We start from the raw sequence: 13,343 nt of genomic DNA, 5'->3' as shown, positions 1-13,343 counted from the left end.
TGTATGCTTTTTGCGAATCAGTCTTGGCCTTCCCTGGAGAAGGTATCTCGCGACACACCGATTGTCTTGCCGGTCGCCGCCATCGAACAGCATGGTCATCACTTGCCCGTCGGCACCGACACGATGCTTTTGACCGCGATCGTCCATCGAATCGAACAGTCACTCTCGGAAAAAGTTCTCATCGCACCCGTTCAATGGCTCGGAAACTCCCACCATCATTTGGATTTTGGGGGCACCCTTTCGGCCGAACCTCGCAACTATCTCGACATGTTGCGATCGTTGGTACAGAACGTGGTCATGGCGGGGTTCCGACGTATCGTCATCATCAATGGGCACGGCGGAAACGATGTTCCTGCGAAACAAGCGTTGTTCGAGATTCGACAGGATTTGCGAACTCGCAGCGACCTCCTGTTGCTGATGACGACCTATTGGTCTCTCGGTTCAGAACCTTGGGTCGATCTTCCTGATATTCATCAGCGCGACATGGGTCACGCCTGCGAATGGGAAACATCGATGATTCTCGCGTTGCATCCCGAGTTGGTAGGAGATTACCAATCGGCTGCACCGGTGGATCCAGGAAACGCATTTCGCCCTGGCTATCGCGCTTGGACGACCCCCGATCGAAGCAAACCGGGGCACATCGGCTGGCCCCATCTCGCAACGCGAGAAAAGGGTGAGCATTTATTGCAATGCTTTAGCCGCGATGTCGTGCAATGGCTTGAACGCGTGATCGATTGGGATGGTCAATCATGGGATGGATAGCCGCGAAAGATGGCGATAAACCGGCGGGAAAGCTTTCCAAACAAGTTGTCTTGATCTGTTTGTTTTTGTTGTTCGCATCGGCGATCAACTACATGGATCGACAAACCCTCGCATCGGTTGCGACGCGCATCACGACAGAACTCCAATTGACCGAAAAGCAGTACGGTGCGGTCGAAGCTAGCTTTGGCTGGGGATTCGCCCTGGGATCCCTTGTTTTCGGTTTCCTCGTCGATAGCTTGCCTATCCGATTTATGTACCCGATGGCCATTCTGCTTTGGTCCGCCGTCGGATTCCTTACTGGCTATGTTCGAGGCTACGACGATCTGTTGATTTGCCGTGGGTTGCTTGGGTTTTTCGAAGCCGCTCACTGGCCGTGTGGGCTCAAGACAACTCAGGCCCTTCTCACCTCGCGCGGTCGAGGTCTGGGGAACAGCGTACTGCAAAGCGGTACTTCGATCGGAGCATTCGCGACTCCGTTGCTTATGCTTTGGCTTTTAACGCCCACGCCAGGTAGCTGGCGTATCGGGTTTCAAGCGATCGGGGCTGCGGGAGTGGTCTGGATTGCAGCTTGGTTTGCTCTCGTTCGAGATTCCGATTTGCGATCTACGGGAAACCTGGAGCCCGTTATGGGTAAGCCTCGCGCTTGGTGGAGAGAGGTCTTCTGCTGGAAGCTGTTCGTACTCCTGCTGGTACTCCTTGCCATCAATACGACGTGGCAAATCCTGCGGGCGTGGCTTCCAAAGGTGCTGCAACAGCAGATTGGTTACAGTGAGACCGAGACTCTCGTCTTCACTTCTGCTTGGTACCTGGTGACCGATATCGGATGTATCGGAGCTGGAGCGATGGCCTTTGCTTTGGCGAGTCGCGGTTGGAGTATCAAGGGATCGCGCACTGCGACGGTAGCCGTTTGCTCGCTCGCGTGCGCCCTCGTTGCCTGTGTTCCCTGGATTCCAAAAGGACCGCTGCTCTTAGCGGTTTTGCTGGTCGCGGGAGCAGGAGCCCTCGGCCTCTTCCCCATGTACTACGCGTTTTCGCAAGACATTTCGAGGAGTCATCAAGGCAAAGTGACCGGCATTACCGGCATTCTTGCGTGGGCATTCTCGGGTGTTGCGCAAATGGCGTTTGGTAGCTCCGCCGATGCAACCCAAAGCTTCAGCACCGGATTGATCGTAGTAGGACTCTTACCACTCTTTGCAACTTTGAGTTTAGTTTTCTTTTGGCCGGGAGACCGTCATGAATCCAATGTGGAATCGCCGTGAGTTTATTGCAAGTACAGCTGCTTTCTCGGGTGCAACGATTGGTTTACAATCCTTGCTGACAGCAGACGATAGCAAGCCAAGAAAACGCATTGCATTTCTCGGGACCGAAGTCCGAACCCACTCGCATGCCCAACACTTCCTCGATCGCCACGCAATGGGATATACGTGGGGCGGGAAATGGCAAAAGCCCCAATTCGATATCGCATCGGTGTATATCGACCAACATCCAGAAGGCGACTTAGCGCCGGGGCGAATCGCCAAGTATGGCTTGAAAGACTTCCCCACGATCGAGGAGGCACTCACCTTGGGGACGTCGAAACTTGCGGTCGATGGTGTGGTAATCATCGCCGAGCATGGCAAGTATCCCGACAACGACAGGGGCCAGAGGCGATATCCGCGATACGAGTGGTTCAAACGGGTCGTGAAGGTTTTTGAGGATTCCGGAAAGAGTGTGCCGGTATTCAACGACAAACACCTATCAACGGTGTGGAGCGAATGCCGCGAGATGGTCGAGGACTCCAAGCGACTGGGCTTTCCCTTTCTTGCAGGCTCCTCCCTCCCCGTGACTTGGCGAATGCCGTCAATCGACATGCCGCTCGATACACCACTCAAAGAAAGCGTGTGTGTCTGCTACGGTGGCGTCGACAGCTACGACATCCATGGCTTGGAGACGGCTCAATGCATGTCCGAGCGAAGAAAAGGTGGCGAGGTGGGTGTGCGCTCGGTGCAAGCATTGCGCGACGAGTCGTTGTGGCAGGTCTTGTCAGGGGCGGATTACGGCGACACCCGCAAATTGATCGTCTCCGCGTTAACGCGAAGCCACAATCTCCCCGTGGAGACGGGTTACCCAAGTGCTCCGGTCGATTGGGACTGGGCGGTCAAGACGCTATCCAAATCGATCGGCTACGTGGTGGAGCATCGAGACGGGTTCCGCACCACCCTTCTATTGGCTCCGATCCGGGATTTCAATTACGCGGGCATGCGGTCCGATAACGGCGAAATCATTTCCTGCCAGATGTACCTGCCGATGCCGACCCATGGATCGACCACGGCAGACTTTTTCAATCCGTTGGCCCACCATATCGAAACCTTGGTGGTCGATGGAAAGACACCGTATCCTGTCGAACGAACCTTGCTCACCTCCGGGATGGTAATTGCCGGCGTCGAATCCCTTTTTCAAAAAGGGAAAACGATTGAAACTCCGGAACTTGCCGTTCCCTACCGCGCGTATCCCGACTCCGCCTACTGGCGTGTATAAAAGCTCTCATTAGGAAAGCTCTGGCCACACAGCAGAGCGAGATCCGGGTTCGGCCTGGCTCGCTTGGCTCGGCCCACAGTCGATGCGAAAGGGACTGCGTGTCTTCTTGGCGGACTTGGCGCCTTGGCGCGAAACCTCTTCCTTCCTGCGAACCTAGGCAAACTGCGTCGAGTTTGCTTGATTTACCGAAAGCACTGAGGATTCCGGCCGTAACGTCTCGATAACTTGTTCCGGGTAGCATCATCAACTACTACGTCGTCAATGTGCAGCTCCCCAGTGTGCTGCATGCCGGAACACCAGCCTCGAGCGGTACGAGACCTTTATGAAATCAGCCAAGTTGCAACAAGAACGCCGACGTGAATTAACACGAATGGTTCGGTCTTTGACCGTCGCATGCACGGTGTGGTTTTCTAGTGCCCTCGATTCGAACGCGATAGCACAGGAACCCACCTGCGGTTGCGAGACAAGTCCTGCCTGCGATGGCGCATGCGGACATACCCATCGCAAAAAGCCGAAGTCGCTCTCCTTCGCGGAAAAGATTCTCAAGCACTTTGATCATGTCGGCGACAAGATCGAAGCCGAATCCCGGCATCAAGCGACGCGAAGATGGACATTGCATCGCAGCACAGCGCACTGCGGTGTCGAGGCCAACTGCGGTGTCGAGGCCAACTGCGGTGTCGAGACAGCTCCTTCTTGTGGGTGCGAGCCCATGCCAACTGGCTGCGATTGCCCAGCTTGTGCTGTACAACAGCCAATGGCTTTTGCCCCTGCAATACCTGCCCAGCCGTTCACCAGTGCCTATGCTTTCCCTCCGCCCGTCCTCCAGCGTGCCCCTAGTACGCCGATGCACCCCAATGTGCCGATAGAAAAGCAGGCGATTGGAAAGATCAGCGATAAGTCCTCAAGTCGCTCCACCGCACCTTCGCAACCTCCCGCACAACTCCCGGTTCGCAAAACCGACCCCATCGCGACACCGGAAGAACCACTGCCAGAGGCACCTGTCCAAGCCATGCCAATGCCTCAGGCGTTGAACGAACCCCTGAATGCACCGAAGCCCATCATCGAGAAGGAAGCACCGATTGCTCCGATGTCCTCTCCGTCGCGATCGGAAAAGTCGCCAGAGCCCTTTCAGCCTCGTTTTCCAAAGGGCACGACCGACGCCCCGAGCCTTCGCGACATCCCTTCGGAACTCAATGCACCCAAGGAATCGGCCGAATCGGTTTTGGAAACTCGACCTGCAGCAAAGCAACCTGCTTCCCAACTGCCATCGTCTGGCCTTCCTCCTGCGAATTTGCCTCCCGCGAGCCTGCCTTCCTCAACGGGGAGAGAGCTTCCAGACGTACTCGTCGATCCCTTTGAGGACGATGTGACTTGGCAAGGAAAGCGGAGGCAAATGAATGGAATCCAATTAACCGTCGGGGCAGACCAGACCAATTCAGCATCGAAGCCTGGCCTGGAAAAGGAACCGACCAAACTAAAAAGCGTTCCCCCTGAAGAGTTAGAACAATCACTTCCCATCATTCTGACTCCCGCGGGTCCTGCCTCCTCGGGAAATGTGGTACCGACATCCTTTAGCGAGCAAGTCCCGGCAAGGGTGAATCAAGCTCCGAAGGCAAAAGTGATTCACTTCAAGACCTCCGAAGACTTGGGGCCTAGCGTGAAGCGAGTTGCTGTCCCTGCAACCAAATGACCTGGATCCCGGATTGTACCCGGATGAATGGTGCCTGTTCCATCTCCGCCTGAGCTTTGCAGGCTCGAAGGTTTATTTGGAACGCAACATGCGATCGAGTATGTTCTTGGTGATCCGTTGCACTCGCGAGTCGACTCCTTGAGGTGAAGTATAAACACTCGGGCTTTGGTAACCGGGTGGAGCGCTGAGCCCGTCGGCCCACCAGCATGTGGCTGCATTGAACACCAAGTTTCCTTTGGGCCCAGGATAAAGCGTGGCGGTGTAGGTTCCGCCATTCAGGACGCCAGGAGCCGACTGCGTAGGCCCCGTCGCAACGATCTCCAACCCAGAGATCGATGCGGGGTCGCCATGGTACTCCCAACCGATCAATCCAGGGATGCGATCGCCTTGTTGCATCCCTGTCCCTTCATAGATCCAGTGCTGGGGGGCGGAACAGACCCAGTCCGCTCCCCCAGTAACTGGACCTGTACTATGCGCCCCGATCAGTTCGTTGGCGTAAGGTCTTTCGTGTATCAAGCTGGACATCGCGTCAAACTCGCGAGTCCCCCCCGGCGGCCCAAATACTCCTGTCCGACGAAACGAACGAGTCGCTTCCTCCCATTCCACTCTTCCGCAGACCGCGTTTCCACTAAAGAAACCAACACTCGTTCCTTGCTCGACGGCCGATTGAACGTGACGATACATTTCGAGGGTCCAGTACTCGTCATGTCCGACGCTTAAGAACCCGCGACAGCGAAGTGGAGTCTGAGGATCGCGGTGGGTATCGGTGTTCGAGACATACTGCACGTCATACCCCTGCTGTTCCAACCAAAACACGAAGGGGAATTCCCACAGAAAAAACTCCCCCGATCCCAAGGAAAGGGGGGCATCGAGAATTTGGCAGTACTTTCCATATGGCCGCGCGAAACTAACGCGCGACGCATCCCCCCAGTGCCAAACATTGACCCCGTCATCGTAGAGGGAGTACTGCGATGGCCAACGATTATAGGCCTGCCATGTGTGATCGCTGCATTGAAAGATCAAATCGGATCGCCGTGGATTTCGAACGACAAAGATAATGTAGCTCTGCAATCCCTCCGTTCCTTCCGTCAGCTTCGCAACATACACGCCACTGGTCCATGTTTCCGGGACGCGAATCTCCAGCGAAGGCTCCCATTCGCAGAACATCAAACGATTCTCTCCCATCGATGGCATGGGTTGCGGTCTGCACGCAACGCGTTCATACCGTCCTACGCTCCGGCCCCCTAAGCCTTGGTAGTATCCCAAACGAAACAACTCAACTTCGACGGTCGTAGGAGTCGCGGTGCTGATCATCAATTGCAATGTCTCGCCCGATTGAATGCTCGCGTACGACGCGTAGCCTTCCACCCAAGGACATCGATACTTGGTTGAGGGATCGATGCGAATCTTTCCCAGCTTCCAATTCAACGTTCCCTGTTGTTGGTTTTCAAGAACGATCGGATTGGCTTCCTCGGTGGAAACCGAAGTGGCGTTCGAGGTGGAACCGCCCGCGGAAACCAACCCGCAGGCACCTGCCGTCGCGAGCCAATGTCTGCGAGTGGAGGAAACCGAATGCGATGCAAACGTGTCCGATTTATTAGATTGATTCTTCATAGCAAGGTTCAGGGTGGGGGGATTCGAACCAAAAAAGGAGGGGCAAGCCACCGAGATTAACCAGATGGTGTCCGGTGCAAGCGGAAGCGATTATGGTATCATCCTGATCTTTCTCCTGCTGGATTGTTCCTATCCAACGTTTGGTTTTAGCATGGCGTTTCCACCGAATTCCGACGATCGACCCGACCCAATGGAAAATATGCCCGCCGTCCGAGCGCGCGTGCCCGAACATGTCGCCCGTGGGGAACTGAGCACCGGCGTTATCGTAGTGACCGGCGGAACGGAATTCGTGCTAGACTTTGTCCGCAATCTGCCGCGCCCCAGCTGCGTCGTTTCCCGGGTCGTGCTCCCCCATTTGGTGATGCCCCAATTCATCGATGCGCTGACCACAAACATCGATCTTTTTCGTCAACGCTACGGCGAACTGCCGGGTTCACCGAGCCCTATTGTTCAGACTCCCACAACGCCTCAAGACGATATCACACCTCCAGTCGATCCCTTCGAACCGAACTTTTCAGAAGATCCGCTCGGGCTAGATGACGACAATGTCGACCCGTCTCCCAAAACCGCTCCCAAACCAGAGATGAATTCAAATCCAGGCCCTGGCATAAGTGCCAAAGGGGTAGGACCGCTTCCATCACCGTTAGAATCCAATTCAATCGATGTCCATGCCGGCACCCCGACCGGTGGGGGGGCTGCGAGCCCTCCGCCAAATCCAGCTTCCTCAAACCAAGGCCCTCGTCGTCAAAATCCACAGGAAGTCTACGACGAACTGAAATTGCGAGACGAGATCTTGAGCGGCGCGTATGCCAATGCCGTCATGATCGGTCATGGCCCCTACGAGTTCAGCTTTGACTTCATCACGAACTTCTATCCACAGTCCGCAGTTAGCAGCCGCGTCTTCATGGCTTCCGGCCATGTGGGCAGATTGCTCGACTCTCTCAAGGCATCTTGGGAGCAGATCCGAGGTCGATACGGCTTTCCACCGAAGCCATAGAGCTGGGTTCTTATTGCAAAGTGGTGCACCTAAGAGGTTGCGTCTGGCTTCCTCCTTTCCAAGACTATCTCGTTCACATTTATGGACCTTACATCCCTATCATCCATCCAGCGGCAGCTCGCCGATCGATCCCTGTCCAGCCGAGAGCTAACGCAACACTATTTGGATCGCATTGCCAAACTGGATGGCGACATCCACTCGTATTTGCATGTCGACCCCGAAGGCGCTCTGCGAGCCGCGGATAACGTCGATGCGAAGCGTGCCAACGGGGAATCGATGGGAGTGCTGGCAGGGATTCCCATTTCGGTCAAGGATATTCTGTGCACGCGCAGTATGCCCACTACGTGCGCATCGAAGATGCTCTCAGGCTACATGTCGCCGTTCGACGCACATGTGATCGAAAAATTACAACAGTCCGATGCAGTACTGCTGGGAAAGACCAACCTCGATGAATTCGCCATGGGCGGTTCGACGGAAACAGGCTATCAAGGTCCCAGTCGCAATCCATGGAATCTAAATAGAACTTGCGGGGGCAGCAGCGGAGGTTCTGCGGCCAGTGTTGCAGCCGGGTTAGCGGCCGCATCGATCGGTACGGACACGGGTGGATCCATCCGGCAACCCGCCGCCTACTGTGGTGTTTGCGGTTTGAAACCCACCTATGGTCGGGTGAGCCGTTACGGACTCATCGCCTACGCAAGCAGTTTGGATCAAGCCGGCCCGTTTGGCCTGACCGTGCGCGATCTCGGCTTGGTATTGGAGGCGATTGCAGGGCATGACCCGAGGGATTCCACGAGTCTCCATGTCGACAACGAGCGTTTCTCAGAAGCGGCCGACAAACCGGTGGCCCCGTACCGAATCGGTTTCGTTCCAGAACATCTCGCTTCCCCTGGGTTGGATCCCGAGATTCGCGGCAAACTGGTTGAAGCGATCGCTTTGTACAAGAAGCTTGGTTGTCAAATCGTCGAATTGAAGCTGCCACACCACCGATTCGCCATTCCTACGTACTACATCGTCGCGCCTAGCGAGGCGAGCAGTAATCTGTCTCGCTACGACGGCGCCCATTATGGATTTCGATCAGAACCCGATAAAAACCATGGCTCCAGCGAAAGCCCTCTCGTCGCGATGTACAAGCGATCTCGTTCCCAAGGCTTTGGGAACGAAGTAAAACGTCGGATCATGCTCGGCACTTACACCTTGAGTGCGGGATACTACGACGCCTATTACTTGAAGGCTCTCAAAGTCCGGCGCTTGATCCGGCAGGACTACGATTCCGCGTTCGAACAAGTCGATGCGATCCTCGGTCCGACCACCCCCACCACTCCCTTCGAACTGGGAGCCAAAAAAGACGATCCTGTTCAAATGTATCTCGAGGATCTCTACACCGTTAGCGCGAACCTAGCGGGCATTCCTGCTCTTTCCATCCCAATTGGACTTCACTCCAATGGATTACCCATGGGACTGCAACTGCAAGGTGCACCGCTCTCGGAATCCAAACTGCTAACCATCGCAGGGGCGTACCATCGCGAAATCGACTACCAACCTCGACTCGCGCTGGCATAAACGAACAACTTCGCATGACAACCATTCCGATTCTATTCGAAGACAATCACTTGCTGATCGTCAATAAACCCTCAGGCTGGGTTGTCCAAGGAGCGTCGCCCGATCAACTTAGCCTGCTCGATTGGGGGAAGGGCTATATCAAAGAGAAGTACAACAAACCCGGAAATGTCTTTCTCGGAGTCGTCAGTCGACTCGACTCCTGGGTCACCGGAGCCGTCCCTTTCGCTCGAACTAGCAAAGCGGCTGCGAGGATCAATGAACAGTTGCGAGCTGCGATGGTCTTGAAATTGTACTGGGCCCTCGTTGAAGACAAACCGCCAAGGCCCGAAGGCACGTTGGTGCATTGGCTTGTTCGGGACGACCGCGAAGCCATCACGCGGGCTTATAATGGAGAGCAACCGCACTCTCAGAAGGGGGAGTTGCGATACCGTACACTCGGAGAGACGGATCGCGGTACTCTGCTGGAAGTCGAACTCATAACGGGACGCAAACATCAGATCCGCGCCCAACTGACGGCGCTGGGTTGTCCTATTCTCGGGGATCGAAAATACGGTTCCACGCGCCGAATGACCGAAGGAATCGGATTGCATTGTCGGCGTCTGGCGTTCGAGCACCCCACGCTGGAGCAACGCATCGATGTGGTGGCACCATTGCCGAAGTCCTGGCCGGAGGTCTCCCCGCACCAGGACGGAAATCATTAGGCCATGAGTGGCTTGAGCTGCGCAATCCATTTCGGGATGGCTTCCAAAGCCGGTTCCTTCGCCTCGTACTCGAGCGCGACCCATCCGCTGTAGTGAGAATCTTTGAGGATCTGAATAACTCGCTTCAGATCGGTTTGCTCATGCTGGCCGTTCGGATAGATATCGACTTTGACTTGCGCGTTAATGGCATAGGGGGCGATCTGTGCAAGTTCCGCGTAAGGATCCGCAGTGGATCGGAAATTGCCTGAGTCGAAGTTGACGCCGAACGATGGAGCTTGAACCTTCTTCACGATCTCTAATAGTCCCTCCGCCTTGGCCGTCACGCCGCCATGGTTTTCGAGTCCCAAGTAAACGCCCTTGGAAGCCGCGTATTTCGAAACGGTTTCACAGACTTTTACGCAGCGCTCGACCGTGGGCCCCCATTCCTCCCCCTTGGGCTGATTGCCTGCGAAGATGCGAATGGCAGGCGCGCCAAGTATCGCATAACGGTCGATCCACAGTTTGGTGTGCTCGATATCTGCCTGCAGCTTGGCCTCATCCTTTTGGCAGTAGTCATTGCGAATGGCACCTCCCGAAATGGTAACGCCCCGGCGGTGGCAATGTTGCTTGAGCTCGACCAAATACTCCGTGGTAACTTCTTTGGGGAAGTAGTAGCTGGTCAACTCGGCACCGGGGAGACCAAGTTCATGGCAGTAATCCACGAATTTGAAAAGGTCCCACCCCGAGTCGGGTTTAGTCAGCAGATCCCGCAGCGAATAAGCGGCTAGACTCAGTCGCAACTGAGCGGGCTTCAGGCGTTGAAACGGTTCGATAGCATGCAGAGAGGATGCGGCATAAGCTGCGGTGCATAGAGTTGTTCCGGCGAGGAAAGAGCGACGTTTCATAATGGACAGGAACTCCCAAGTTCGAGTGGAGAAGATTGAGTCAGTAAGCGTAAGTGGGTCCAAGAGCGTTGAGGTTATCGAGGCCATTCCAGCACCAGCGGGAGATGGTCGGAGGCGTCGGTCATAACGGATCGGGGTAGAAATTCCGTTCCCTCTTTCGCTCCTTTCACCAGCACAAAGTCAATTTGCCTTTTGGGATCTTGGGATGGAATCGTCGCGATGGGGGAACGATAGGTTGGGGTCGACCATGCCTTGAGAATGGTTTGCATCGGGACCGACTCCTTCACAGCGTTCATGTCGCCCGCGAGGATTCCAAGTCCATCGGCGGGGACTGAGATCTTTGCTAGCTCCTCAGCTTGCTGGATCCGCAGCGGTTCGTGAGCGTGGTCCAAATGCGTACCGATGACTTGGATCGATCGGGTTCCATCGCTGGTTGTACCGATCAAAGCGATGCGTTGCTCGCGTCCAGGGAGATTAGCGAGCTGTTGAACACGATGGTCGCTCCAAGGATGCTTGGACAAAAGGGCTTGGCCATACGCCCCTCCCTGCAAATCGATCGCTTTTCCAAAGACCACATACATGTCGGTCAATCGTGCCAACTCGGCTGCTTGATCGACACTGCCCGACCGAGTGACGTTCTGGTCGACTTCCTGCAACGCTACCCAATCGGGATCAGCATCGCGAAGGATCTTGGCAATCCGCAGCAGATCCACTTTTTCATCCATACCTCGGCCGTGATGGATATTGTAAGTCATCGCGTGAAAGGTTCGAGGAGAGGATGCTGGTCTTAGAATGGCCGTGACGGGGAAGTGATCCGATGGCGTTCTCTCTTCTTCGTGGGTCCGATCGATGCGAGCGGTCCGAATCGACCAATCTTGGGAAACGGCGATCCAGTCGATCCTCGCACCTTTCCGATTCGAGACATCGAAGTTGCAAAAGGTCCCTTCCTCGGAATCCGGTTGCGGACTCTCTGAATGCGTATAAGTATCAAACAGCTTGATGTCACCGGCAGTGTCGACGGTATTGTGGAAAAGAGCATCGTGCGGCTTCGATTTGACACCCGCGTTGAAGTCACCGGTAACGACAACCCGATGCCCGGCGCCCAACTTGGCAACCTTGGCTCGGATCAACTTGGCGGATTCGTAGCGGGCTTCGTCCCCACGGTGATCGAAGTGCGTATTGAGGAAAAGGATCGGCAAGGATTCGGGAGAAAGCCGATCGCGAAGTTTGACCCACGTCGCAATGCGTGGGAGGGCCGCATCCCATCCTTTGGACCCAATCTGGTCGGGGGTCGGACTAAGCCAGAAGTGACCGCCATCCAGCTTCTCAAATCGATCTTTGCGAAAGAATAGGGCTGCCATTTCACCTTCGTTCGAGCCATCGTCTCGTCCGACTCCAAAGCTCTCCAGAAAGGGGAGTTGAGTGGCGACATGCTCCTTTTGAAACGCGAGCGTTTCCTGGGTTCCCAGCAAATCGGGATCGAATTGAGCGATCGTCTCGATCAAGAGCTCTTTGCGGTGGTCCCAGTGATTCGCACCGTCCTTGGCAGTACCGTAACGCAGATTGAAGCTCATGACCCGAACAGGCGGTGCTTCCCCGTAAAGCATACCGAATGGCAACCAGGAGATGACGAACGATACGAAAAGCGAAAGGAAAGCGAATAGAGATCGGCGCATGAGAGAGATAGCTCGTTGTAGGAAACCCCCACATGGGGATCGAGTGAGTCGGGGAGGTGGGAACGGGCGAGTTTAAAGGGACTGGCTTTAAAAGTCGGACTTATTGTAATCGAGATCCCGCACCCAGGAGGGAGGTGTTGACCGGTTCCCTAGGGTCTACGCTTCATCCGGAACAATCGTGGGTAGCCCGTTGATCGGATTCGTGAAGACTTGAACCCGGATTCCAAATGCCTGTTCCAGCAGTGGGGCCGTAAGGACTTCCGCAGGCGTTCCGAACGCGAGGAGACGCTGCGACGCGAGCAATGCGATTTTGTCGCCAAACATGGCGGATTGCTGCAAGTCGTGAATTGATAGAAGCGCGATGAGCTGTCGAGACTTCACGAGCTCGCGAATCTTGCGCAGAGACTCGTATTGATAACGCAGATCCAGTCCCGCCGTGGGCTCATCGAGCAAGAGCACTCGAGCTTGCTGAGCCAACGAACGGGCGAGGATCATCCGCCGCCATTCCCCTCCCGATAAGGTGTCGAGCGTTCTCTCTCGCAGCCCCCACATTCCGGTCGTTTCTAATGACTCTCTCACCAAGCTTGCGTCGAGCGTGGACCACGGCTTGTACCAGCCCACATGAGGAGCTCGGCCCAGCATCACAACTTCTTGTACCGTCAGAGAGGTGTCCCGATGCTCGAACTGCGGCATGAGCGAAACGCGTTGGGCCAGCGTTCGCCGCGTGAAAGAATGGATATCGGATTCATCGATCCAAATCGCTCCGGAATCAGGCTCTAACTGCCGTGCTACGGTTCGTAATAGAGTCGTCTTGCCCGCTCCATTCGCTCCGAGCAATACGACCATCTCCCCAGGTAATAGGGTCAAATCCAGGCCTTTGAGAACCGGCGTTTCGGTGTAGGAGAACGAAAGGTTCTCGATGCGCAAGGGTTTGGGATCCAC

At 55.5% G+C, this 13,343-nt stretch carries 11 protein-coding genes; 7 read left to right on the top strand and 4 right to left on the bottom strand.

Going from position 1 to position 13,343, the window contains the following annotated elements:
• Positions 1 to 3: 3 nt before the first annotated feature.
• The 4 genes from VN12_RS20395 (at position 4) to VN12_RS20380 (ending at position 4,969) form a co-directional block, all read left to right on the top strand.
• A complete protein-coding gene (locus VN12_RS20395; protein ID WP_146678531.1) occupies positions 4 to 762 on the top strand; it encodes a creatininase family protein in 759 nt (252 codons plus the stop codon).
• A complete protein-coding gene (locus tag VN12_RS20390) occupies positions 750 to 2,021 on the top strand; it encodes an MFS transporter (RefSeq protein ID WP_146678530.1) in 1,272 nt (423 codons plus the stop codon). The genes VN12_RS20395 and VN12_RS20390 overlap by 13 nt, the downstream gene beginning before the upstream one ends.
• Positions 1,996 to 3,279, top strand: coding sequence for a hypothetical protein (locus VN12_RS20385; RefSeq protein ID WP_146678529.1), 1,284 nt, complete (start codon positions 1,996 to 1,998; stop codon positions 3,277 to 3,279). The genes VN12_RS20390 and VN12_RS20385 overlap by 26 nt, the downstream gene beginning before the upstream one ends.
• A 322-nt stretch (positions 3,280 to 3,601) precedes the next feature.
• Entirely contained in the window at positions 3,602 to 4,969 is a 1,368-nt protein-coding gene (locus tag VN12_RS20380) for a hypothetical protein (RefSeq protein ID WP_146678528.1), read from the top strand.
• Between the two features lie 72 nt (positions 4,970 to 5,041).
• Here VN12_RS20380 and VN12_RS20375 read toward each other — a convergent pair whose 3' ends face one another.
• Positions 5,042 to 6,583, bottom strand: coding sequence for a N,N-dimethylformamidase beta subunit family domain-containing protein (locus tag VN12_RS20375; RefSeq protein WP_146678527.1), 1,542 nt, complete (start codon positions 6,581 to 6,583; stop codon positions 5,042 to 5,044).
• 13 nt (positions 6,584 to 6,596) lie between these two features.
• On the opposite strand from VN12_RS20375, the gene VN12_RS26495 reads away from it, so the two are divergent.
• From VN12_RS26495 to VN12_RS20360, 3 genes are all read left to right on the top strand, one after another.
• A complete protein-coding gene (locus VN12_RS26495) occupies positions 6,597 to 7,580 on the top strand; it encodes a DUF3467 domain-containing protein (protein ID WP_240491206.1) in 984 nt (327 codons plus the stop codon).
• Between the two features lie 81 nt (positions 7,581 to 7,661).
• A complete protein-coding gene (gene gatA / locus VN12_RS20365; protein WP_146678526.1) occupies positions 7,662 to 9,140 on the top strand; it encodes an Asp-tRNA(Asn)/Glu-tRNA(Gln) amidotransferase subunit GatA in 1,479 nt (492 codons plus the stop codon).
• A 14-nt stretch (positions 9,141 to 9,154) separates the two neighbouring features.
• Positions 9,155 to 9,841, top strand: a complete 687-nt coding sequence (locus VN12_RS20360) for an RluA family pseudouridine synthase (protein ID WP_205855098.1) — start codon at positions 9,155 to 9,157, stop codon at positions 9,839 to 9,841.
• On the opposite strand, the gene VN12_RS20355 is transcribed toward VN12_RS20360, so the two are convergent.
• The 3 genes from VN12_RS20355 to VN12_RS20345 all read right to left on the bottom strand — a co-directional run bounded on the left by VN12_RS20355 (position 9,838) and on the right by VN12_RS20345 (position 13,343).
• Positions 9,838 to 10,725 carry a sugar phosphate isomerase/epimerase family protein gene (locus VN12_RS20355; protein WP_168164531.1) on the bottom strand — a complete coding sequence of 296 codons (888 nt, stop codon included), beginning with the start codon at positions 10,723 to 10,725 and terminating at the stop codon, positions 9,838 to 9,840. The two genes, VN12_RS20360 and VN12_RS20355, sit on opposite strands and share 4 nt — an antisense overlap.
• A 74-nt stretch (positions 10,726 to 10,799) precedes the next feature.
• On the bottom strand, positions 10,800 to 12,401 hold the full coding sequence (locus VN12_RS20350; protein WP_146678524.1) for an endonuclease/exonuclease/phosphatase family protein: 1,602 nt from the start codon (positions 12,399 to 12,401) through the stop codon (positions 10,800 to 10,802).
• Positions 12,402 to 12,557: 156 nt separating this feature from the next.
• Positions 12,558 to 13,343 (bottom strand): ABC transporter ATP-binding protein, encoded by a 786-nt coding sequence (locus VN12_RS20345; RefSeq protein ID WP_146678523.1) that lies wholly within the window; start codon positions 13,341 to 13,343, stop codon positions 12,558 to 12,560.

The sequence above is a fragment of the Pirellula sp. SH-Sr6A genome, assembly GCF_001610875.1.
Taxonomy (GTDB): Bacteria; Planctomycetota; Planctomycetia; order Pirellulales; family Pirellulaceae; genus JBKCUI01.
The sequence above is the reverse complement of the archived record's forward strand: the minus strand, read 5'-3'. Positions and strand labels throughout refer to the sequence as shown.

Excerpts from the sequence above, each read along its gene's own strand:
- VN12_RS20395 (WP_146678531.1), top strand. The coding sequence starts at position 4 with ATGCTTTTTGCGAATCAGTCTTGGCCTTCCCTGGAGAAGGTATCTCGC.
- VN12_RS20390 (WP_146678530.1), top strand. The coding sequence starts at position 750 with ATGGGATGGATAGCCGCGAAAGATGGCGATAAACCGGCGGGAAAGCTT.
- VN12_RS20385 (WP_146678529.1), top strand. The coding sequence starts at position 1,996 with ATGAATCCAATGTGGAATCGCCGTGAGTTTATTGCAAGTACAGCTGCT.
- VN12_RS20380 (WP_146678528.1), top strand. The coding sequence starts at position 3,602 with ATGAAATCAGCCAAGTTGCAACAAGAACGCCGACGTGAATTAACACGA.
- VN12_RS20375 (WP_146678527.1), bottom strand. The coding sequence starts at position 6,583 with ATGAAGAATCAATCTAATAAATCGGACACGTTTGCATCGCATTCGGTT.
- gatA (WP_146678526.1), top strand. The coding sequence starts at position 7,662 with ATGGACCTTACATCCCTATCATCCATCCAGCGGCAGCTCGCCGATCGA.
- VN12_RS20360 (WP_205855098.1), top strand. The coding sequence starts at position 9,155 with ATGACAACCATTCCGATTCTATTCGAAGACAATCACTTGCTGATCGTC.
- VN12_RS20355 (WP_168164531.1), bottom strand. The coding sequence starts at position 10,725 with ATGAAACGTCGCTCTTTCCTCGCCGGAACAACTCTATGCACCGCAGCT.
- VN12_RS20350 (WP_146678524.1), bottom strand. The coding sequence starts at position 12,401 with ATGCGCCGATCTCTATTCGCTTTCCTTTCGCTTTTCGTATCGTTCGTC.